General features: G+C 61.3%; 20 protein-coding genes and 1 riboswitch. Of the genes, 14 read left to right on the top strand and 6 right to left on the bottom strand.

What is annotated here, in order from left to right; genetic code table 11:
• Positions 1 to 93 precede the first annotated feature (93 nt).
• Entirely contained in the window at positions 94 to 900 is an 807-nt protein-coding gene (locus tag ACFRFQ_RS10615) for a crotonase/enoyl-CoA hydratase family protein (protein ID WP_378656627.1), read from the top strand.
• 56 nt (positions 901 to 956) lie between these two features.
• On the opposite strand, the gene ACFRFQ_RS10610 is transcribed toward ACFRFQ_RS10615, so the two are convergent.
• Positions 957 to 1823: a crotonase/enoyl-CoA hydratase family protein gene (locus tag ACFRFQ_RS10610; protein WP_378656624.1), complete on the bottom strand. Its 867-nt coding sequence runs from the start codon at positions 1821 to 1823 to the stop codon at positions 957 to 959.
• A gap of 156 nt (positions 1824 to 1979) precedes the next feature.
• Between ACFRFQ_RS10610 and ACFRFQ_RS10605 the strand changes: the two genes are divergently transcribed.
• The 7 genes from ACFRFQ_RS10605 (at position 1980) to ACFRFQ_RS10575 (ending at position 11000) form a co-directional block, all read left to right on the top strand.
• A complete protein-coding gene (locus ACFRFQ_RS10605) occupies positions 1980 to 2567 on the top strand; it encodes a TetR/AcrR family transcriptional regulator (protein WP_138871719.1) in 588 nt (195 codons plus the stop codon).
• Positions 2568 to 2827: 260 nt separating this feature from the next.
• A complete protein-coding gene (locus ACFRFQ_RS10600; RefSeq protein WP_378656622.1) occupies positions 2828 to 3907 on the top strand; it encodes a phosphotransferase family protein in 1080 nt (359 codons plus the stop codon).
• A 39-nt stretch (positions 3908 to 3946) separates the two neighbouring features.
• Positions 3947 to 5173 (top strand): acyl-CoA dehydrogenase family protein, encoded by a 1227-nt coding sequence (locus ACFRFQ_RS10595; protein ID WP_378656619.1) that lies wholly within the window; start codon positions 3947 to 3949, stop codon positions 5171 to 5173.
• A 25-nt stretch (positions 5174 to 5198) separates the two neighbouring features.
• A complete protein-coding gene (locus ACFRFQ_RS10590; RefSeq protein ID WP_378656616.1) occupies positions 5199 to 6557 on the top strand; it encodes an MFS transporter in 1359 nt (452 codons plus the stop codon).
• Positions 6558 to 6746: 189 nt separating this feature from the next.
• Positions 6747 to 7628 (top strand): A/G-specific adenine glycosylase, encoded by an 882-nt coding sequence (locus tag ACFRFQ_RS10585; RefSeq protein ID WP_378656613.1) that lies wholly within the window; start codon positions 6747 to 6749, stop codon positions 7626 to 7628.
• Between the two features lie 285 nt (positions 7629 to 7913).
• Entirely contained in the window at positions 7914 to 10514 is a 2601-nt protein-coding gene (locus tag ACFRFQ_RS10580) for a LuxR C-terminal-related transcriptional regulator (RefSeq protein ID WP_378656611.1), read from the top strand.
• 69 nt (positions 10515 to 10583) lie between these two features.
• Positions 10584 to 11000, top strand: coding sequence for an HIT family protein (locus ACFRFQ_RS10575; RefSeq protein ID WP_378656608.1), 417 nt, complete (start codon positions 10584 to 10586; stop codon positions 10998 to 11000).
• On the opposite strand, the gene ACFRFQ_RS10570 is transcribed toward ACFRFQ_RS10575, so the two are convergent.
• Positions 10991 to 11728, bottom strand: coding sequence for an alpha/beta fold hydrolase (locus ACFRFQ_RS10570; RefSeq protein ID WP_378656605.1), 738 nt, complete (start codon positions 11726 to 11728; stop codon positions 10991 to 10993). The genes ACFRFQ_RS10575 and ACFRFQ_RS10570 overlap by 10 nt on opposite strands.
• 44 nt (positions 11729 to 11772) lie before the next feature.
• Here ACFRFQ_RS10570 and mhuD point away from each other — a divergent pair, with 44 nt between their 5' ends.
• From mhuD to ACFRFQ_RS10555, 3 genes are all read left to right on the top strand, one after another.
• A complete protein-coding gene (gene mhuD, locus ACFRFQ_RS10565; RefSeq protein ID WP_138871712.1) occupies positions 11773 to 12081 on the top strand; it encodes a mycobilin-forming heme oxygenase MhuD in 309 nt (102 codons plus the stop codon).
• Between the two features lie 53 nt (positions 12082 to 12134).
• Positions 12135 to 12270: riboswitch (cobalamin riboswitch) on the top strand.
• Positions 12271 to 12301: 31 nt separating this feature from the next.
• On the top strand, positions 12302 to 12496 hold the full coding sequence (locus ACFRFQ_RS10560) for a CbtB domain-containing protein (protein ID WP_378656602.1): 195 nt from the start codon (positions 12302 to 12304) through the stop codon (positions 12494 to 12496).
• Entirely contained in the window at positions 12487 to 13251 is a 765-nt protein-coding gene (locus ACFRFQ_RS10555) for a CbtA family protein (protein WP_378656599.1), read from the top strand. The genes ACFRFQ_RS10560 and ACFRFQ_RS10555 overlap by 10 nt, the downstream gene beginning before the upstream one ends.
• Before the next feature lie 59 nt (positions 13252 to 13310).
• On the opposite strand, the gene ACFRFQ_RS10550 is transcribed toward ACFRFQ_RS10555, so the two are convergent.
• Together ACFRFQ_RS10550 and ACFRFQ_RS10545 are read right to left on the bottom strand one after the other, a co-directional pair.
• On the bottom strand, positions 13311 to 15158 hold the full coding sequence (locus ACFRFQ_RS10550; protein ID WP_378656597.1) for an NAD(P)-binding domain-containing protein: 1848 nt from the start codon (positions 15156 to 15158) through the stop codon (positions 13311 to 13313).
• A 103-nt stretch (positions 15159 to 15261) separates the two neighbouring features.
• Positions 15262 to 15717 carry a MarR family winged helix-turn-helix transcriptional regulator gene (locus tag ACFRFQ_RS10545; RefSeq protein ID WP_378656594.1) on the bottom strand — a complete coding sequence of 152 codons (456 nt, stop codon included), beginning with the start codon at positions 15715 to 15717 and terminating at the stop codon, positions 15262 to 15264.
• 164 nt (positions 15718 to 15881) lie between these two features.
• On the opposite strand from ACFRFQ_RS10545, the gene ACFRFQ_RS10540 reads away from it, so the two are divergent.
• Positions 15882 to 17327, top strand: coding sequence for an MFS transporter (locus ACFRFQ_RS10540; protein ID WP_378656591.1), 1446 nt, complete (start codon positions 15882 to 15884; stop codon positions 17325 to 17327).
• Between the two features lie 44 nt (positions 17328 to 17371).
• Here the strand turns inward: ACFRFQ_RS10540 and ACFRFQ_RS10535 are convergent, their stop codons facing one another.
• On the bottom strand, positions 17372 to 18517 hold the full coding sequence (locus ACFRFQ_RS10535; protein ID WP_378656588.1) for a hypothetical protein: 1146 nt from the start codon (positions 18515 to 18517) through the stop codon (positions 17372 to 17374).
• 209 nt (positions 18518 to 18726) lie between these two features.
• Between ACFRFQ_RS10535 and ACFRFQ_RS10530 the strand changes: the two genes are divergently transcribed.
• Both ACFRFQ_RS10530 and ACFRFQ_RS10525 read left to right on the top strand, forming a co-directional pair.
• Positions 18727 to 19506, top strand: a complete 780-nt coding sequence (locus tag ACFRFQ_RS10530) for an acetoin reductase (RefSeq protein ID WP_378656586.1) — start codon at positions 18727 to 18729, stop codon at positions 19504 to 19506.
• Positions 19507 to 19543: 37 nt separating this feature from the next.
• Positions 19544 to 20797 carry a GAF domain-containing protein gene (locus ACFRFQ_RS10525; RefSeq protein WP_378657397.1) on the top strand — a complete coding sequence of 418 codons (1254 nt, stop codon included), beginning with the start codon at positions 19544 to 19546 and terminating at the stop codon, positions 20795 to 20797.
• On the opposite strand, the gene ACFRFQ_RS10520 is transcribed toward ACFRFQ_RS10525, so the two are convergent.
• Positions 20787 to 21149, bottom strand: coding sequence for a nuclear transport factor 2 family protein (locus tag ACFRFQ_RS10520; RefSeq protein WP_378656584.1), 363 nt, complete (start codon positions 21147 to 21149; stop codon positions 20787 to 20789). The two genes, ACFRFQ_RS10525 and ACFRFQ_RS10520, sit on opposite strands and share 11 nt — an antisense overlap.
• Between the last annotated feature and the right edge of the window lies 1 nt (position 21150).

The raw sequence follows: 21150 nt of genomic DNA, 5'->3' as shown, positions 1-21150 counted from the left end.
CTGGTGAACCGGTTGCCTTCGTTGACTGCTCGGGTGCGCCCGTGGTAACAGTTTAACGAGCGCTAGGTAAGACTTTACGACGAGAGGCAGTCCATGGCAATCACGCCGGAGCACGAGACATCCGAAGCGGCAGCACTGTACGAGATTCGTGGGCAGGTTGCGATCATCACCCTGAATCGACCACGAGCCCTGAACGCGGTGAACGCAGCCCTGTCGACCGCGGTCGGCACCTTGCTCGAGCAGGCCGAAGCCGACGCCGACGTGCGCGTCGTCGTGATCACCGGGTCCGGCCGCGCGTTCTGCGCCGGCGCAGACCTCAAAGCTCTGTCGGCGGGAGAAAGTACCGACGCAGACGGACACCCGGAATGGGGTTTCGCCGGCTACGTGCAGCATTGGATCAGCAAGCCGACCATTGCTGCGGTCAACGGATTTGCCCTGGGCGGTGGCACCGAACTGGTGCTCGCCAGCGATCTTGCGGTTGTCGACGAGAATGCGCAGCTCGGACTCCCCGAAGTCAAGCGCGGACTGTTCGCCGCTGCCGGCGGCGTAATTCGTCTGCAGCAACAAGTCCCGCGGAAGGTGGCACTCGAAATCGCGCTGACCGGTGAACCGATCACCGCCGCCCAGGGCAAAGAACTCGGCCTGGTAAACCGCGTGGCACCGGCCGGAACTGCATTGGACATCGCGCTCGAATTGGCGGAGCAGATTGCGGCAAACGCACCGCTGTCGGTGCAGGAGTCGAAGTCGATGATTCATCGCACCGCAACGGCATCGGATTGGGAGCCGGATGTGTGGGCGGCCAACGCCGACGCCATGAAGGTGGTCTTCACCAGCGCCGACGCCCAGGAAGGGCCATTGGCCTTCGCCCAGAAGCGCCCGGCGGTGTGGACCGGCCGCTGAGCCGGATCCTTTGCGCCACCGGAACCCTCGGTTCCGGTGGCGGGTAGGGATTTCCGTCACCACTGTGGTCGCGGGAGATGTTCCGAGAACAAGTCCGGCATCACGTCGTTGCACCGATCCGGGAAATTCGCGTCGCGCTTTTCGAGAAAGGCGCTGATGCCCTCCCGAACGTCGTCCTGCGCCCCTCTGGCATTGATTCCGAGACTCTCGATCCGATGGGCGACCATGGGGTGTGGGGCGCCAAGCAGTCGCCAGACCATCTGACGCGAGAGCGCAACGGAAACCGGAGCACTGTGTCGAGTAAGGCTGCGCGCGAGAGTAATTGCCTCAGCGTGTAGATCCTCGGCGGGGTAGAGCTGATAGACCAATCCTGCGGCGTGCGCCTCGGTGGCCGGGAAGATCCGTCCGGAGTAAATCCAGTCGAGAGCCCGCTGCAGCGGGACCAATTTCGGCAGCAACCACGAGGAACACGATTCCGGCACAAGACCACGTCGATTGAAGACAAACCCCATCCGGGCGTCGTCAGCCGCCAGTCGGAAGTCCGCAGCGAGAGTCATGGTGATGCCGACTCCGACCGCAGGCCCGTTGATCGCCGCGATAATCGGCTTCAGCGAATCGAACATCCGCAGAACAACGCGACCACCGCCGTCTCGGCGTTCGCTGCCGCCGTCCCCCTCCGCGCCGTTCTGCTCGGCGCTCCAGTCGGTAAAGGTGTCCGGCCCGGAGGACAGATCCGCGCCCGCACAGAACGCTCGTCCTGCTCCGGTCAGAATCACGGCACGTACTGAATCGTCCGCGTCGGTGCGGTCGAACGCCTCGATCAGCTCGTTTTCCATGATCGTGGTGAAAGCGTTGAGTTTGTCGGGTCTGTCAAGCGTGATGACAGCGATGCCGTCGTCCACGGTTAGCGATATGTGCTGCACAGGCAATTCTCCTCTTATTAACGAACGATAAGCTCACGAAATTCGGATTTTCACTGTTCACGGCTCAGATTTGCTGCCCGTCGAACCTCTTGATCGTTCGGCTACTACGCTGTGTCCGGATACCGACAAGCGCGCAGAACGAGAGGGCATCGAAAAATGAGCGTGGCAAAAACTGCCGCAGTCCGGCAGCTCATTCTCGATTCTGCCGTCCGAAACATGAACGAACGCGGCTATCACGGCACATCCATGCGCGACATCGCCGCCGGTGCCGATCTGACAGTCGCATCCATCTACCACCACTTCAAATCCAAGCAGGAAATTCTGCAGGAAATAATGCTCCAGGCACTGCGAGATGCGCACGGCATGACGCGTGGTGCACTGCTGCGCTCGGGTGGAGAGCCGAAAGACCAACTGCAAGCACTGGTTCGCGCGTGGGTCATGTTTCACACGACGCGGCGCGAAGACGCACTGGTCGGAGCAACCGAGCTGCGTAGCCTCGACGAGTCGGGGCATCGCTTGGTTGTCGCACTGCGCGACGAGCAGGAAAACATCTTCCGGGACGTTATCGAGCGCGGAGTGGAAGAAGGCGCCTTCCGCACCGAATACCCACGAGACGCCGTTCGCGCCATCATCAACATGGGGCAACAGGTCTGTGTGTGGTGGCGTGCTGACGGCCCGCTGAGTGCGCAGGACCTTGCGGATCGCTATTGCACTTTGGCCACCGCGATGGTCGAACCGGCCTGACCAGCGCGAACAATCCTGCCTCTGCGCGCGTTTCACCGGAATCCACTCCTCCGCCACTTGTGAGACCTGCGTCACGACAGGCCTATCTTGTCAGGCGAACAATCGTTTGGCAAGCAGCTTCCTCACCCTCTCCATTTCGCGCATGTTCGCAGTAAGTTCCGTATTTTTTCGTGGTTGACATTTGGCAATCGTTCGGTTGATGATGATTCGCAGCCGAACGATCGTTCGGCTGTGTTTCAACTGGAAGGAGCGTGCATCGAATGTCCGCTGCCTCATCGACCACTGCCGACACAGGCCGCATCGTCTCCGGACTCGACCTCGGCGCACTCTCCACATACCTGTCGACGCATCTCGAAGGTGGGATCGACGGCGAGCTCGCAGCTTCGCTCATCAGCGGTGGGCGATCCAACCCCACCTACCGCGTCGACGACGGCTCGAACACCTGGGTACTTCGCCGTCCCCCATTCGGGCACGTTCTTCCGAGCGCTCATGACATGGTCCGGGAATTCACCGTCATCGATGCTCTCGCGTCCACGTCAGTTCCGGTACCGGAGGCAGTTCTCCTCTGCCAGGACGAAGATGTACTCGGCGCGCCGTTCTACCTCATGGAGCTGATCGACGGCACTTCCATCGGGACCCCGGAATCTGCCGCCGTACTGCCTCCCGCCGATCGAGAACGCGCCGGCCTCGCCTTTGCCGATACTCTCGCAGACCTCCACTCGGTGAATCCGAATTCCGTGGGTCTCAACGCCTTCGGAAGAACCAACGGATACCTCGAGCGGCAACTCGGCAGATGGTCGAGGCAATGGGACGCTTCTCGGACCACCGACCGCCCCGAAGTCGCGGTACTCCTCGACAAGCTTCGCCGGGCCGTTCCCACCACGCGCCTGCCCGGGATCGTTCACGGCGACGTCAAACTCGACAACGTTCTCTACTCCCGTTCCGACCCCGGCAAGATCGTTGCCGTCCTCGACTGGGAGATGGCAACGCTCGGAGACACACTCGCCGACGTCGGCATCATGCTCAGCTTCTGGGACCAACCCGGAACCGTCGACAACCCGATCACTCGCGGACTCGCCCGGTTGGACGGATTCCCCAGCCGCGCTGCGCTACTCGAACGATATGCCGAACGTCGAGGCACTGATCTCCCGGATATCGACTGGTACACGGTGTTCGCCGACTTCAAGATTGCCGTCATCCTCGAAGGCATCAACGCCAGGCACGCGCAAGGCGACACTGTCGGCGAAGGATTCGACGACGTCGCCGACATGGTCGGCCCGCTCCTACAGCGTGCGCTCGACCTGACCTGCACCTCCTCTGTTCACGAACTGCGTCGCTGACCTTCCTGCGCGACGCGTCCCCAGATTGGAACCACCGACGTGGATTTCGAATACAGCCCGAAAGTCAAAGAGCTGCAACAAAAGCTGACAGCTTTCATGCAAGAGCACGTCCTGCCCGCCGAAGCTGTTGCAGCGCAGCAACTGGCAGCCGATCCCAGTCACTGGGGCGCGCCACCGGTCATGGCCGAACTCAAGGCCACGGCCAAGGAATCAGGCCTGTGGAATCTCTTCCTTCCGGCCCGCGAGGGCGCCGGTCTGAGTAACCTCGAATACGCGCCATTGGCGGAATTGACGGGGTGGAGTCCGTTGATCGGTCCCGAAGCCGTCAACTGCAATCCCCCGGACACCGGGAACATGGAACTGCTCCATCTCTACGGCACCGAGCAACAGAAAGCCGAATGGCTGACCCCACTTCTCAACGGCGACTTCCGATCGTGCTTCTCGATGACCGAACCCGAGGTCGCAAGTTCCGACGCCAACAACGTGTGTCTCGACATCGCAGAGGACGGCGACCAGTGGGTCCTGACGGGACGCAAATGGTGGTCCACCGCCGCTCTGCGCGGAGACTGCCAGGTTGCCATGGTCATGGGCGTCACCGACCCGCATGCTCCGATCGGTAGCCGCCACAGCATCGTACTGGTTCCCATGGACACCCCAGGCCTTGACATCGTCCGTTCCACAACGGTTCTCGGCTTCGACGATCGCCATGAGGGCGGACACGGCGAAATTGTGTTCGACGGTGTTCGGGTGCCCAAGGAAAACCTCCTCGGCCCCCGCGGCCGGGGTTTTGCAGTCGCTCAGGCGCGCTTGGGTCCAGGACGCATTCATCACTGCATGCGTTTGATCGGCATGGCAGAGCGCGCAATCGCATTGCTGACCGAACGAGCAAGGACCAGAGTTGCTTTCGGGTCTCCACTCGCCGATCTCGGAGTTGTGCAGGCCAACCTTGCGGATTCCAGGATCAAGCTGGACGCCGCCCGACTGCTCGTTCTGCGTGCCGCGTGGCGGATGGACGTCGAAGGAAACAAGGCTGCGCGCCATGACATTGCAGCAGCCAAGGTTCTGGTTCCTCTGACAGTCAAGGACATCATCGACAACGCCATTCAGGTGTTCGGCGGCGCCGGTCTGTCGCAGGACACCATTCTTCCCGTCCTGTATGCGCAGGCACGCTTCCTGCAGATCGCGGACGGCCCCGACGAGGTTCACCGTCGCTCACTCGCTCGCGCCGAATTCGCCGCAACTCCAGTCCTCAACGAACCCAAATGAACGATCCCACAGAGAGTGAATCGTGATGACCAACAACACCGAATCCGTGGTGCAGCGCAAGGGTAGGTCTCGGCGCGCGTCCTTCGCAGCCGCTATCTCCACGTCGCTGGAGTGGTACGACTTCTTCATCTACGCGACTGCTGCGGCACTCGTGTTCAACTCGACGTTCTTCGCCACCGACAGCGAGGTGGTTGCGGCAATGAGTTCGTTTGCCACCGTCGCAGTCGGCTTCATCGCCCGTCCCATCGGCGGTGTCCTCGCCGGACATTTCGGTGACCGCTACGGCCGCAAGCCGGTATTGGTGGCCGCGGTTGTCCTGATGGCTATCGCCACGTCACTTGTCGGCTTCGTCCCCAACACCAACGTGATCTGGCTAGCCCCCGCCATACTGGTCACTCTGCGAATCTGCCAGGGCTTGGCCGTTGGCGCGCAGTGGGGCGGTGCGGTGCTGCTGGCAACCGAGAACGCCCCGGCCGACCGCCGTGGACTGTTCGGAAGCTTTGCGCAACTGGGTGTTCCGATCGGCGTTGTACTCGGAAATATCGTATTCCTCATTCTCACAGCTACTCTCGCCGCGGATTCATTCCTCGCCTGGGGCTGGCGCATCCCGTTCTGGATCAGTTTGGTGATGCTCCCGGTCGCCTTCCTCATTCACCGCTATCTCGAGGAGACACCTGAATTCAAGGCGATTGCCGAGAAGCTCGCAGAATCACCGGTAGTCCGCAAGTCCCCCATTCTCGAGGTCCTCAAGAAGAACCCGGGCACGGTTCTCGCCGCGGCAGGCGCCAATGCCATCGGTGTGATCTTCTTCTACACGATGATCACCGGGTCGGTACAGTTCGCGACGACGTATCTGGATATTCCCCGATCAACGGTACTGACGTACATCCTGATTGCCTGCGCCATTCAGATTCCTCTGGTTCCGCTGGCCGGTTACCTCTCCGATCTGTACGGCCGCAAGCTCGTCTTCGGTCTCGGTACCGCTGCGATGATGCTGTGGGGCATCCCGATGTGGCTGATGATCGCCGGTTCCAGTCCGGACACGATCTGGCCGTTCGCGGTAGCCGTGATTGTCGGCGTCATCGCAATGTCGCTCCAAACCGGCACTCAGGGAACACTCTTCGCAGAACTGTTCCCGCCGGAGATCCGATTCTCGGGAGCCTCGCTCGGCTATCAGATCTCGGCGATCATCGGTGGCTTTGCTCCGATGATCATGGTGATGCTCATCAACGGCAATCCGGACAATGCGTGGAAAGTCGGTTCATTCCTTGCCGCTGCCGGAGCGATCGGACTGATCTGCCTCTACGTCATTGTTCGTCGATACTCGGGAACGTCGACGCCCGCGTCGACCGCAACGCGAACGGATGCACAGTACGCGTCCTGATCGACAGCAAAGGTGGGTGGACGGTTCTTGATACCGTTCACCCACCTTTTTCTGTGACCGGTGCGCGTCGTGGATGTCGGGGTGTAGCGATAAGGTCATGTCGAGTGTCGGCGCGCAGTCGCCGACCAGGAATTGATCGGCGCGCGGTCGTCGACCAGATAATCCAGGTTCGAGGAGTGTGTCGGTCAAGTGGCAGTGGAATCTTCGGTGCTGCTGAAGTGGTATGCCGATACGGCCCGTGATCTTCCGTGGCGACGCGACGGGGTCAGTGCCTGGCAGATCCTGATGAGCGAAATCATGCTCCAGCAGACGCCAGTGGTGCGCGTTGCGCCGATCTGGGAGGAGTGGGTCAGGCGCTGGCCGGTTCCGTCGGCGATGGCTGCGTCGAGCCAGGCCGAGGTACTGCGGGCGTGGGGCAAGCTCGGTTACCCACGACGCGCTCTGCGCCTGCACGAGTGCGCCGGCGTCCTGGCCACGGAACACGGCGACGTGGTCCCGAACGACGTCGATACTTTGCTGTCGCTGCCGGGTATCGGCTCCTACACCGCGCGCGCTGTGGCGTGCTTTGCTTACGGACAGCGAGTTCCCGTCGTCGACACCAACGTTCGCCGCGTCGTTGCCCGTGCTGTGCACGGCAATGCAGAGCCAGGCAATCCGTCCAACACTCGCGACCTTGCAGACGTCGCAGCACTGTTGCCTCGTACGCGCGCCCGTGCGGCAACCTACAGTGCTGCGCTCATGGAACTCGGCGCTGTGATCTGCACAGCACGGACGCCCAGCTGCGACAGCTGTCCGCTACCCAACTGCGCGTGGGTCGCCTCCGGAAAACCTGCGCATACCGGTCCGCCGAAGAAGGTGCAGAAATTCGCCGGCACCGATCGCCAGGTCCGCGGCAAGTTGATGGCCGTACTCCGAGAGAGTCACCACCCCGTGGAACGTGCGCGCCTCGACATCGTCTGGCTCACCGACCCTGGTCAACGCGACCGCGCACTGCATTCGCTGCTGGTCGACGGGTTGGTGGAACAAACCGACGACGGCCTATTTGCGCTGGCAGGCGAAGGCAACCGCTGACGGCAGATTGGACGCTCACTCACGGCGACAGCGCCGGCGAATCTCGAGCTATGGTCCAACGTCTTCACGCTTCGGCACAAAACCCCATGTCGAGACCGAATTGTCGGCGTCGTGTTTGCATCTCCCGAGAGAAGTTCTGCCTGAATTGCCCCAATTCGGGCATCAATGCTCCACACCAGTTACTATTTCGGAAGCGCACGGCAAATTGGACATTTCGCCCAATTTCTCCGTGCCTGTCGGTCCGAAGATTGCAAGCACGAACACAGCGGGGATTGAGACACACGGATGTTGGGGCGGGAGGGGGACGTAACTGTCGACGACGGCGATCACTCTGCGATTGCCACACCGCTCCCCCGCCAAGCACTCTTTGCGAAGTTGGATCGCCGAACCCCACTGACAATCGTGCGCGCCCCGAGCGGATACGGTAAATCCGATCTCCTGACATCCTGGCGCGATGCTTCCGACACCTCGGACCACGACCTCGTGTGGGTACCCCCGCCACAGCTGACTTCGAGCGCCTCGGAATACCTCAACACCATCCTCCATCAGTGCACGAAGTCCGGCCTGGCTGTCCCAGGCTCGTCCGCCGATCCGTTCGCCGACCTTGTCGACACATTCTCCGCCGTCACGAATCCGGTTCTCCTGGTACTGATTCGGCCGGATCTCATCTCGAATCTCGATCTCGAAGATCAACTTGTCGAACTGGTGACCCGTTGCCACCAGTTGGACATAGTCGTGACGTTGTCGGGACTCTCCCTGTTCGCCGAGCCGTACTTCCTCGAAATAGATCATGAACTGATCCGCGCCGAGGAACTACTCTTCAGTTCGGTCGACACCACCAACCTTCTGACGCTCGCCGCGGCGAACCCACTTCCCGGCGACGCCGACAAGATCATCACTATGACCGGCGGTCTACCCGCTCTCGTACGCTCCGCAATCAAGGTCGTCAAAGCGCTTCCCGCACAGAATGATCGAGAGCAACTCCTCGAACGGAACCTGCAACACGCGGTCGACGACTACACCCGGCGCACGATCCTCGACAACACAGACATCGCCGACCATCGCAACTTCCTCGTCTCCTGCTCGACTGCACGAACCATCGACGTGAGCACGGCAGCCCACCTTTCCACACCGCCCGAACCCCACGATCGGATTCGTGAACGCCTACTGGCGCTGGAGTCGGCCGGGATACTCTCGCGCACCGAGACCGGAGCCGACGGAACCTGGGAACTTCCATCGGCAGTTCGCATGTCACTGATGGCAACTCAGCCACAGCTCGGCCTTGATTCGACACGGCAATTGTCATCACTGGCGCACTTTCGGCTCGATTCCGGCCACCACGCGTCGGCATTGAAGTACGCTACCGAAAGCCGCGATTGGGAACTTGCCATCAGCATTATCGAAAACCACTGGATTGCAATGCTTTCCGAAAGTTTCGACACCGTACGCCGCTCATTGCAACAGATCCCGGCCGCAGCGGCGAAGACGAGTTCGGTCGCATTGGCCGGGCGTGATCTGTTCACAATGCATCCGGGTGAGAACCCCAAGCCCATCACCTCACTGCCGCGCTCAGCCGAAGAACTTCGAGCGATCGGAGCAAGCCGAGACGCACGAGACGTCCTCAATGTCGGCTGCGTTCACTCGATCATGCTGCGCGTCGCCGGAAACTACGGACTGGCAGCCGAAACGACCCGCCGCCTGGCTCAGATCAGCAGAAGCGCTCTCGAGACCAACCCCGACGACGTCAGCCCACAACTCCCGGTGATGCGTGTGCAATGGGGAATCACGTTTCAACTGAGCGGACAGTTCGCAGAATCCACCACCGAGATGCGCATGGCGTACTGGGGCGGTGAATCGCAGAACATCGACTTCATCGCCCGCAATGCCGCGGGAGGTGTGGCAATGAACTGGGCGATCGTCGGGGAACCTACCTTGTCCCAGGGATGGTCGCGGCTCGAGCGCAAGCATCCGAATACATTTGGGTGGCTCCACTCGATGGTGCGAACGCCAGGCCTGATCGCCCGCGCGTTGACTGCACTCTGCACCCTCGACCTCGACGACGCACATGAGGCCGTCGCAGCCCTCGGAGAACCCAACGCCAACGACGAACTGTGGGCATTTGTTCTCTACACGCACTGCCAGTACGCACTCGCCTGCCGGGAAGAAGCAACGGCTATCGCATTGCTGCGCAAAGCAATTTCCGACAACCCTACAAAGTTGAAACCCGGTTCGTTTGCGCTACCGTTGTTGCGCTCCACCAAAATCGATCTCGCCCTCGCACTCGGGGACGGAAACTTGGCAATGTCTTTGTCCTCGTCCATCACCGAACCAGCCGCCAACCCCTGGACGCTGGTTTCCGTCGCTCGCCTGTATCAACGGGCTGGTCAGAACGAGTCCGCTATCGCTCTGTGCCACCAATTCGATTGGGCGGCTCAGTCGTACCCACGTCCGCAGATGGAAGCCCTCCTGATTCAAGCCGTCGCGCATTCTCGGGGGGACGAGCCGCGTCGCGCCGCCGAGGCCTGGTCCAATGCGTGCAGCATCGCTGACCAGACCGGCAATCTGCGATCGTTCTCGACCATCTCTCTACGCGATGTCGAGCACCTCGAATCCCTCGCAGACACCGGATCGAGCGCGCTCGCCCGATTTCTGAAACTTGCTCCAGGCGAGATGTTTCCGCACGAATTGAACCTGGTCACTCTGACTGAGAGAGAAAGACAGGTCCTTGATCTGATCGCATCCAACGCCAGTGTGACCGAGATGGCACACGCACTCTTCACCTCCGTCAACACGGTCAAGACGCAGGTACGCACGCTGTACCGAAAACTCGAGGTCCACAATCGACGCGAAGCACTCGCGCGTGCCCGGGAGCTACGTCTACTCTGATCCGTCTGCTTGGATCCGACCGCTTCGATCCGTCCGCTTTGATTCACTGTCGCGATACATTCTGTAGTCATGAGCCATACCTGCGTCTTCTGCAACATCATCACGGCAGACGAGCCCGCCATTCGTGTCTTCGAAACCGAAACCGTCCTCGCCTTTCTCGACGCGCGCCCGGTCAGCCGCGGACACACCCTTGTCGTGCCCAAACGCCACGCCACCGACTTGGGGGGACTCGAAAACCACGAGGGCGCAGAGATGTTCCGGGTTGGCACACTCATCGCCGGCGCGCTACGGCGGTGCGACATCGCCGCAGACGGCGTCAACATTCTGGTCAACGACGGCCGCGCCGCCGGTCAAACCGTCTTTCACTCACATCTGCACGTCGTGCCGCGGCACAGCGGGGACAAAGCCAAATTTGCGGCCGGACTCCTGGCGAGGCGGGCCGTCGAACTCGAGGAAGTGGGAGCGTCGATCCGTAGTCAACTCTGATCAACGAGGAACGCAGTCACCTCGTCGCGGTACCGCTCCGGCTGATCGTCGTGGACAAGGTGACCGGCGTCGGCAATACGCACATACCGAGTCCCCGGACGCTCTGCCATGTCGAGCATCTGGCCTTGCGGGGTAATCGTGAACTCACCCTCGATGAGCAGGGCGGGCACCTTGATCGCTCCCCACTGATCCCAGAAATGTCGTGTGCCCCATTCTTCCGAGATATCGCGGAAGGTCGACACGTCGCCGTGCAGGTACCACCCGTCGTCGCGGCGGTCGAAGGAATCCAGAAAGTATTGTCCCGCAACCGGACCGAAAAACTCCTTCACGGCGTCCTCGGTGACAAACGGCCTCGGCCACGACGACACCATCTGAGCCCAGTTCTCCGCAGTGCGCCCGCGGAAATCCGGTGCCATGTCCTCGAGAACCAACGCGCGCACTCGGTCCGGATGTGCGGCGGCAAAACACCACGCGTGAAGGGCACCCATCGAGTGACCGATCACAATCATCGGCGCGTCGATCCCTGCCACAGCCGACGCAAGGTCCTCGACAAATGCCTCGGTCGTCAATTCTGCGGGCGCCGGGCGTCCGTGACCGGCCGCGTCGAACGTGTAGACATGGCCGAACTCCCGAAGCCAGGGCACGTGCCGTCGCCACGTCCTGGCACTGCCCATGAGGCCGTGCAACAGCAGAATCGGCCGGCCGGTACCACCTTCGTCATGCAACACGAATGTCACCGTACGCGGTGGAGCGGCGCGGTAATGTCGGCTACATGGCAGTCGTGAAGATCAATGCAATCGAAATCCCCGAGGGCGCCGGCCCCGAACTGGAAAAGCGCTTCGCAGCACGCGCTCATGCCGTGGAGAACTCTCCCGGATTCCTCGGATTCCAGCTCCTGCGCCCCACCGCCGGCGAGAACCGCTACTTCGTGGTCACGCAGTGGGAAACCGAAGAGGCGTTCGCCGACTGGCGTGACGGCCCGGCCCGCGCAGCGCACTCCGGTGAGCGCGCCAAGCCCGTCGCCTCAGGTGCGTCGCTGCTCGAGTTCGAAGTAGTTCTGGACGTTCCCGCCAAGAGTTGACCCACGATCGTGAAGGATTCTGTTCGGTACGCGAACAAAATCCTTCACGATTTTTGTGTGTTCACTGCTAAAGTGCGCTCTGTACACGCGATGGTCGACAGGAATCCGGTGAAAGCCCGGAGCGGTCGCGCCACTGTAATTCGAGGTGAACCACCTCGACAGCCAGACACTTCGGCCATCGCATTTGACCTAGGGGACGCGAAAATCCCAGGAGGCTTCGATGGCACTGGCCTACTCTCCCGACTCGTCGATCGATTCGACTCGTCTCGCCTTCTTCGCCGCAGCTGTTCTGCTGTTCGCGATGCTGGCTCTCTACCTGGTCGGATTCGACCAGGGCGCAATCTCACGCACTGGCATGTACATGCATGAGCTGATGCACGACGGACGCCACTTGATGGGCCTCCCGTGCCACTAGTCGACAATTTCACGAAGCTTCTGATTCGTGGCTTGTTGGCTGGTTTGATCGCGGGCATCCTTGCCGGCGGAGTTGCATTTGTGTTGGGTGAACCGCATGTCAACGCTGCCATCGCGATCGAAGAAGCCAACAGTGCTGCCGGCGAAACTGCCGGGCACTCCCACGGCGACGAAGAAGCCCCACTTGTCAGTCGTGACGGTCAACGCGCCGGCCTCTTCCTCGCGACGTCGCTCGCGGGCTTGGCCCTCGGCGCCATCTTCGCTGTGGTCGCCAACTACGCGCGGCGGATCACCGCGATGTCCGGACCGTTATTGGCGATGGCCATCGCACTGGGAGGCTGGCTCGCCATCGAGGCGGTGCCGTTCTTCAAGTACCCGGCCAATCCACCGGCCGTCGGCGATCCAGACACGATCAACCAGCGAACCTTGCTGTGGCTCGCGACCGTGATCCTCGGACTGCTGGCCGTCACCGCCGCCGCTGCCGCGGCAAAAGCTGTATCCGCCCACGAGTTCCTCAGTGTGCGCGTCGCCGCTCCGGTCGCCGCGTTCCTCGTGATCGTCGTGATCGGCTATGTCTCACTGCCCACGATCAACGAAGTGGGCGACGATTTCCCAGCGACTCTGTTGTGGGAATTCCGTCTCTCGTCCCTCGCTACACAGGCAACCTTGTGGCTTGTACTCGGATTGGCGTTTGCCTTTCTCACCGAGCGCGCGACCAGGGATGCCGACGTCGCGAAAAAGTTCGCCCTTCGCTGAACCTGCTGTGCGCCTTTATTAACCGCGGGCGGTTAACGAAGGCGCACAGCAGTAGTTTTTCAGCTCAGATGATGCACTTCCTGCAATCCGTACACCGGCGTCGGAATGCCCTCGTAGCGCGCCTTCAACTGCAGCGCGAGGTACAGCGAGTAGTGGCGCGACTGATGCAGATTGCCGCCGTGGAACCAGAGCGCTTCCTGCTGCGTCGGCTTCCACATGTTGCGCTGCTCGCCCTCCCACGGTCCCGGATCCTTGGTCGTGTTCGAGCCGAGCCCCCACACCTTGCCCACCTTGTCGGCAGTGTCCTGACCGATCAGATCGGCCACCCAACCGTTCATCGAGCCGTAGCCGGTTGCGTAAACCACCACGTCGGCCGGCAGTTCCGTACCGTCTTCGAGGATGACACTGGTCTCGGTGAGCTCACGAATGTTGCCGTGCGCGAGCTTGATGTCTCCGTTGGCAACCAGTTCTGCCGCGCCGACGTCGATGTAGTAACCCGAGCCGCGTCGTAGGTACTTCATGAACAGGCCCGAACCGTCGTCGCCCCAGTCGTGCTCGAAGCCTGCCTTCTCGAGGCGATCGTAGAAGTCCTTGTCACGCTCGCGGATTGCGTCGTACACCGGGATCTGGAACTCGTGCATGATCCGGTACGGCAGCGAACCGAACGTGAGGTCCGCCTTGTGCGTCGTCATACCTGCGGCGAGGGCGCGTTCCGAATACAGATCGCCCAAGCCCAGATCCATCAACGAATCCGACTTCACGATGTGCGTCGAGCTGCGCTGCACCATCGTGACGTCGATGCCGTTCTCCCACAGAGCGCCGCAGATATCGTGCGAAGAGTTGTTGGCCCCGATGACCACGACCTTCTTACCGATGTACTGATCCGGACCGGGGTGCTTGCTCGAGTGGTGCTGATCGCCGAGGAACTTGTCCTGCCCGGGGAACGTCGGAACGTTTGCCTTGCCGGACATACCGGTCGCCATCACCAACTGCTTGGGACGCAACGTCAGCTTCTCGCCGTTTCGATTGACCTCGACGGTCCATTCCTGGGCCTTCTCGTCGAACGACGCGGAGGTGCAGGTGGTGGAACTCCAGTACGGAACCTCCATGACCTTCGTGTACATCTCGAGCCAGTCGCCGATCTTGTCCTTCGGCGCGAACACCGGCCAGTTGTCGGGGAACGGCATGTACGGCAGGTGGTCGTACCAAACCGGATCGTGCAGGCACAGTGACTTGTAGCGTCCGCGCCACTGGTCGCCCGGCCGCTCGTGGCTGTCGATCACGATGGCCGGAACACCGAGCTGCCGCATCCGGGCACCGAGCGCGATTCCGCCCTGGCCGCCGCCGACGATCACGACGTAAGGCTGCGTGGTGTAACCGAGTTCGCGGTCCTCGATCTCCTTCTGCTCGGCCCACGTCACGCGGTTCGGATCTGCCCCGTGCTTCGCTCCGCGCGGCCGGCGAGTGCCCTTTCCCTCTTCGTGCCCCTTCAATTCCTGCAGCGACGTCAGCAGGGTCCAGGCGACAGGCTGGCCGAGCTCGTCCTTGAGACGAAGGTGCCCGTGCGCACGCCCGGTTGCAGTCTCGAATTCGATCCAGGCCGAAGTGACACCGTCAGCTTCGTCCGGTGTCTCGGTGGTCCGGAACCCTGAAGGATCGGTGTCATCGAGACGCTCGGAGAGCATGTCGGCAATCTGCTCGCGGCCTTCGACGGTCTTGATGTTCCAGGTGAACGACACCAGGTCTCGCCAGAAACTGTCGAGGGCGAATTTGCCTGCAACACGCTCGATGTCACGAGCCGCGAGTGCCGACTCGAAATCCGCCAGCCAGGCGTCGACGCGCTCCTGGGGTGTTACAGCCGTCGCGCTTTCCGGGGCTGCAACTGCGGAATCGATGGTTTGCGTCATCACTTCTCCTTCTTTCGGAATGTGATACACAGCACATCGCATCAGTGGTCCTGGTCACAAGCGTTGCAACCAGTTGCAATCGAAGTACGCGATGAAAGTCGCGCTACGTTCGTGGCCAGGGGCGCCCGGAAAACCTCTCGACATCGGAATTGAATTTCCGGAGCCACATCGCAAAAGTCGCAACGTCCTCGGGTTCCCAATCAGCCAGAACCTGATCCAGCCCGTCCACGTTTCTCGCCCGGTCCGCACGGAGTCGGCGCATCCCCTCGTCCGTGATGCGGAACTTTCGCGCCATGCCGCCATCTGGATCGGAAATACGTTGCACCAGTCCGGAATTCACCATCGCCGATGTCTGTCGGCTGAGCGTCGACGTATCCAGCCCGAAAGCCTCACCGAGTTCACCGAGCGACATCGGGCCCTGCATGTCGATGCGACTGAGCAAGGTGTAGGCACTGCGATCGAGTTGATTGCGACCGTATGTGTACTGCGGCGGCTGAAGGCCGACGTATCGCCCGAGCAACATGGTTTCGAACTCGATCAAATGCGTGGGCTTGTCCATGCCGTCCTTCTACCGATCCATTCTCGATCCGAGCACCGAATCTCGACCAGACGGTACGCACAACCCGATGCAGCGAACAACAAATATGTATGCTGCACATCTCTTGCATGATGCAACTCGTTTGCATAGTAAATGATTCTTTACCTTAATAAAAGGAGAAGGGCGTGGAGAATTCCACCCAACCCGACGTTCGCGCAGGCGGACTTGTCGGAGTCCTCGCATTTGCAGGCATTGTCGCCGCGCTTATGCAGACGATCGTCGTACCGCTGATCGCAGACCTCCCCAAACTGTTGAACACCACGGCGTCCAACGCATCGTGGGTCATCACCGCAACACTGCTTGCCGGTGCCGTCGCAACTCCCATATCCGGTCGCCTCGGTGACTTGTACGGCAAGCGCAAGATGATCCTGATCTGCTCCATCCCGCTGATCGCCGGGTCGGTTGTCGCAGCCATGGCATCGTCGCTGATGCCCATGGTGATCGGCCGCGGACTTCAAGGTATCGGCGTCGGCATGATCCCCTTGGGAATCAGCGCGTTGCGTGACCTGCTCCCGCCGGAGAAGCTGCATTCCGCCATTGCACTGATGAGTTCCTCGATGGGCATCGGCGGCGCACTCGGGTTGCCCATGGCAGCTGCCGTGGCCGAGCACACCAACTGGCGCGTCCTTTTCTGGGGTTCCGCCGTTCTCAGCGTGATCATCGCTGTGCTGATCTGGTTCTTCGTTCCCGCTACTCCGGTGCACAACTCAGGCGGTCGCTTCGATTTCATCGGCGCACTCGGATTGGGCGTCGGCCTGATATCGCTCTTGTTGGCCGTCTCGAAGGGCGCCGACTGGGGCTGGGCCAGTGGAACAACCGTCGGATTGTTCGCAACCACCGTTATCGTCCTGGCTGTCTGGGGTTGGTGGGAACTCCGCACCGACGACCCGCTGGTGGACCTGCGGATCACCGCGAGGCCGCAGGTACTGTTCACCAACACAGCCTCGGTTGCCGTCGGCTTTGCCATGTACGCCCAGGCTCTGATCCTGCCCCAGCTTCTTCAGTTGCCCGCCGCCACCGGCTACGGCATGGGTCAGTCGATGCTCGCAATGGGCCTGTGGATGGCGCCAGGCGGTTTTGTCATGATGGCCGTCTCCATCGCGGGCGCAAAGCTTTCCGCCGCCCGCGGACCCAAGGTGACATTGCTGCTCGGGACCCTGGTCATCGCGCTGGGGTACGGATCGTCGATGCTCCTCATGGGATCCACCTGGGGATTGCTGATCGTGAGCTGCATCTGCAATGCGGGAATCGGCCTTGCGTACGGCTCGATGCCCGCCCTCATCATGGGTGCTGTCCCACCGTCGGCAACGGCGTCGGCCAACAGCTTCAACACCTTGATGCGCTCCGTCGGCACCTCGATCTCCGCCGCCGTCGTGGGTGTTGTCCTGGCTCAGATGAGCATGGACTTCGCCGGTCACACCCTGCCGACGGAAGCCGGCTTCCGGACCGGGCTGCTCATCGCCTGCGGTGCGGCGCTGGTCGCCGGCGCTCTCACGCTCCTGATTCCCGCACGAAAGACCGCGGCGCCGAAGGAAAATGCCGCAGAATCAGCACCTCTCACGAAGGTCTGACCTACGCAGGACGGTTGCCCGCATGCAGATGCGGGCAACCGGTTTCACGCGGATTCAGGCTTCAAGCGGCCGAGCCCCAACGACTGAAAACCGACGACGTAGAACAGCGTCCACAGCACCGCCCAATCCACGAAACCCAGTGCATTGCCGTGCAACCCGTCGGCCACTGCAGGTTCGTGAAGAATGTGCTCCGCCGCAAATCGGTAGTAGAACAGAAATGTCGCGACCGCCAAGACAAACGTGAGCACACCGCGGACCAGAAGATTGACCCCGTCGCCGAAACCTGTGGGCTTGTTTCCGAATGCATTGGCCCAGAAGATCATCCAGAATGCCCAGCACACACCGAGCTGGGCGGGAAACTGATGCACGACGCCACCCAACTCGGTAACTGCAGCACTTCCCAGCAGAACCTTCGCGACGGGCAATGCCACGAAGTACAGCCCGGTTCCCAGGACAAAATTGCCGACTGTGGCCGCGAGAGCCGTTTTCCCGCCGCCACCGAACTGTCGCCACGGCCAATTGTCGAGGGTCTGACCGGTCAGGATCACGACCACTACAACGCAGTAGAACCACCCGAGTACGGTGTCGACGGTCATCAGAGGATCGGTTGCGGACAGCGACACGGACGGCAAGCCGAACACGAAGTACAGCGCGAGCGTCGGCACGGCCACAAACGCAATCTCACACAAACCCACAAGTGGCTGCTTCATCCCCATTGCGGTCCAGGGCCAATGCTGCCAGTTCAGGACCACCATCACCCAGGTCCCGAACCCGAACAGCACAAACAAGGCGCCGGCGAAATAACCGAGACCGCCGGCGCGGTCTGCCGCGAAGTCCGGGTAAAGACTCCCGATTCCATTGGCGAGCAACCACGTCACCGCAACCGAGAACACGGCTGTCGCTGCCGTGATTGCGATGCCCCTGGCCGGCTGCTGCAGCCGATCGAATCCGGCAAACTCGCAGTTGAAGCCGATGAACACCACAAAAAGTATGGCCCAGAACAGTGCTGCATTGAACGGCAGCGGATAGAAATTCCAGGGACTGGTCACCGGATCGGCCAGAAGATACCAACTTGCCAGAGCCAGAACCAGAACGATCACAAGATTGGCAGCACCGAACGGAATCCAGCGGCGCGAGGGTAGACGGCTCGGAGTGCCCGAACCTGTCGCAGCATCGACTGTTGCAGTCATTTCTTCTTCTCCCGGTTTGTGCCACAAAGCAATTCGCGAAGTGGTCGCGCAACTATGAAGGCGCCGAACCGGACACCGGGAGAGTTGCCGACGGTTGCAATCGATGTCCGATTGATCGGGTTTGCAACGCGATGCAACCCTTCTATAGTGTGGTCGTCATCACATATAACTCACTCATCGGCTAACCCGCCAACGAGGAGACACTGCATATGAGCATCACCGGCAAAGTTGTACTGGTCACCGGAGCAGGCCAAGGGATCGGACGCGGCATCGCACTCCGACTCGCCCAGGACGGCGCGGATATCGCGTTAGTCGATCTCGACCAGACCAAGCTGGATGCCGTCGCCGAAGAAATCCGCGAAATCGGCCGTCGGACAAGCACGTTCATCGCCGATGTCAGCGACCGCGATCAGGTGCTCGCCAGCGTTGAACACGCATATTCAACACTGGGCGGCTTCGACATCATTGTCAACAACGCGGGAATCGCACTGGTAGGCCCCCTGTCCGACGTCACCCCCGCAGACGTCGCCAAGATCTGGAGCGTCAACGTCGACGGCGTGCTGTGGGGCATTCAGGCCGGCGCCGCGAAGTTCAAGGAACTCGGTCGGCGAGGGAAGATCATCAATGCATCGTCCATTGCCGGCCACGACGGTTTTGCCATGCTGGGCGTATACAGCGCAACAAAATTTGCGGTCAGGGCACTCACTCAAGCTGCGGCCAAGGAATACGCGTCGGACGGCATTACCGTCAACGCGTACTGTCCCGGAGTTGTGGGAACCGATATGTGGGTCACCATCGACAAGCGATTCTCCGAACTCACCGGTGCACCGGAAGGGGAGACATACGACAAGTTTGTCGGCGGCATTGCCTTGGGACGAGCGGAGACCCCCGACGACGTCGCCGGGTTCGTCTCCTATCTGGCCGGACCGGACTCGGATTACATGACCGGCCAAGCCGGCCTCATCGACGGAGGGTTGGTATATCGCTGACATGGCAACACCCACAACGCGGCTACCCGAGCCCGCGATGCCACCCGGTGAGGATCCTCGCAACTATGCGAGGACCCTCGCCGCGGTGTACGACGCCACGATGGCCGGTGATCGATCCCCCGCCCGTCCCCGCGACGTGATCCGCAAGTCCTGGCAACGACTGCGCGAACTTGGAGTCGATCCTGAACAGAGCCGAGTCGAACCGTCGATGGATGTTGCAGAACTCGATCTGCGTCGCCGCGAATCCGGCCTGTACGACGTACTCGACGACGTGACCCGCGGACTGGAGTCGGTGACTGCGAGCGGCGAGAACATCATGGTTGTCGCCGACATCCGTGGAACGGTGTTGTGGCGCAGCGGTTCCAATCGAGTACTCGATCAGGCCGGGCGGCTCGGATTTATCGAGGGTGCAAACTGGGCCGAGGACTCCGTTGGCACCAATGCCATCGGCACCGCACTGGTGTCGCATCAAGCTGTTCAGATCTTTTCGGCGGAACACTATGCGCGCAGCCACCATCCGTGGACCTGCGCGGGTGCACCCATCCGCGATCCGCGCGACGATCGGGTGATCGGGGTGGTCGACATCAGCGGGCCGGCCAAGACCATTCACCCCACCACACTCGCACTGGTCGACGCCGTCGCACGCCTCGCCCAATCCCACCTGCGTGACAAACACCGTGACAATCTCGACCAATTACGTTCTGTTGCAGCGCCGATGCTCGCACGCGGCGGATCACCTGCACTGGTTACCGATGCCCACGGCTGGGTCGCGGCGGTCGATTCTCTGCCGCATCGCACACGAATCCTGCTGCCCGCGGCGCTGACTCCCGGCCGGACATGGTTCCCGGCCCTCGGATTGTGCGAATTGGATCCGCTCCCCGGAGGCTGGTTGATCAGGCCGACCTCCGTCGGCAGCAACGGCGCGGCTCCCACAGTGCACGTCGATCTGCGTGATTCCGAGAACATGTCGGTAACCGTGTCTTCGGAGTTGGGAGAATGGACGTACTCCCCCACCCAGCGCCATGCGGAGATTCTGTTCCTCCTGGGATCGGAGCGACGCGGGCGCACCGCGTCACAATTGGCCCAGGACCTGTTCGACGACCCGGCCCGCACGGTGACCGTACGGGCCGAGATGTCCCGCCTACGCAAGAATCTTGCTGGAGTTGTTGCAGCACAGCCGTATCGGTTTGTCGATGCAGCACAGGTCATGCTCTCCTGCCCCGATATCGGTGCGCATCTACTTCCATTCTCGAGCGCTCCAGCAGTTCGAGCTGCCCGAATCAGGGAATGAGAGCCTTGATGTCGGGTACGGCGGTGATCGAAAGGATCTTGCAGTTGTCGTCGAACTCGAAGAGGTCTGTGGACGCGAAGTCCTCCAAGCCTTCACGCTGGACCCGCATTTGCATCGCGGCGAACTTCCCCACCACGGTGACAGGGGTAAGCAGGCTCACCGTGAACGGCGTGTCCTCGCTCTCGGCGAAAAATGCACGGATCTCGTCGAAACCTCGATTGGTACGAACACCAACAGGTTCGTGCTGCACAGCACCCTGATGGAACAATTCCATCAACGCATCGATCTGGTGCGATCCGAGCAGCTTGACATAGCTGTCGACAACGGCGCAGATATCGTCGCGAGAAGGCATG

Origin of the sequence: Rhodococcus sp. NPDC056743 (assembly GCF_042790355.1) — a bacterium.
In the GTDB taxonomy this organism is placed as follows: Bacteria; Actinomycetota; Actinomycetes; order Mycobacteriales; family Mycobacteriaceae; genus Rhodococcus_F.
This window is presented reverse-complemented; position numbering and strand designations above follow the sequence as displayed.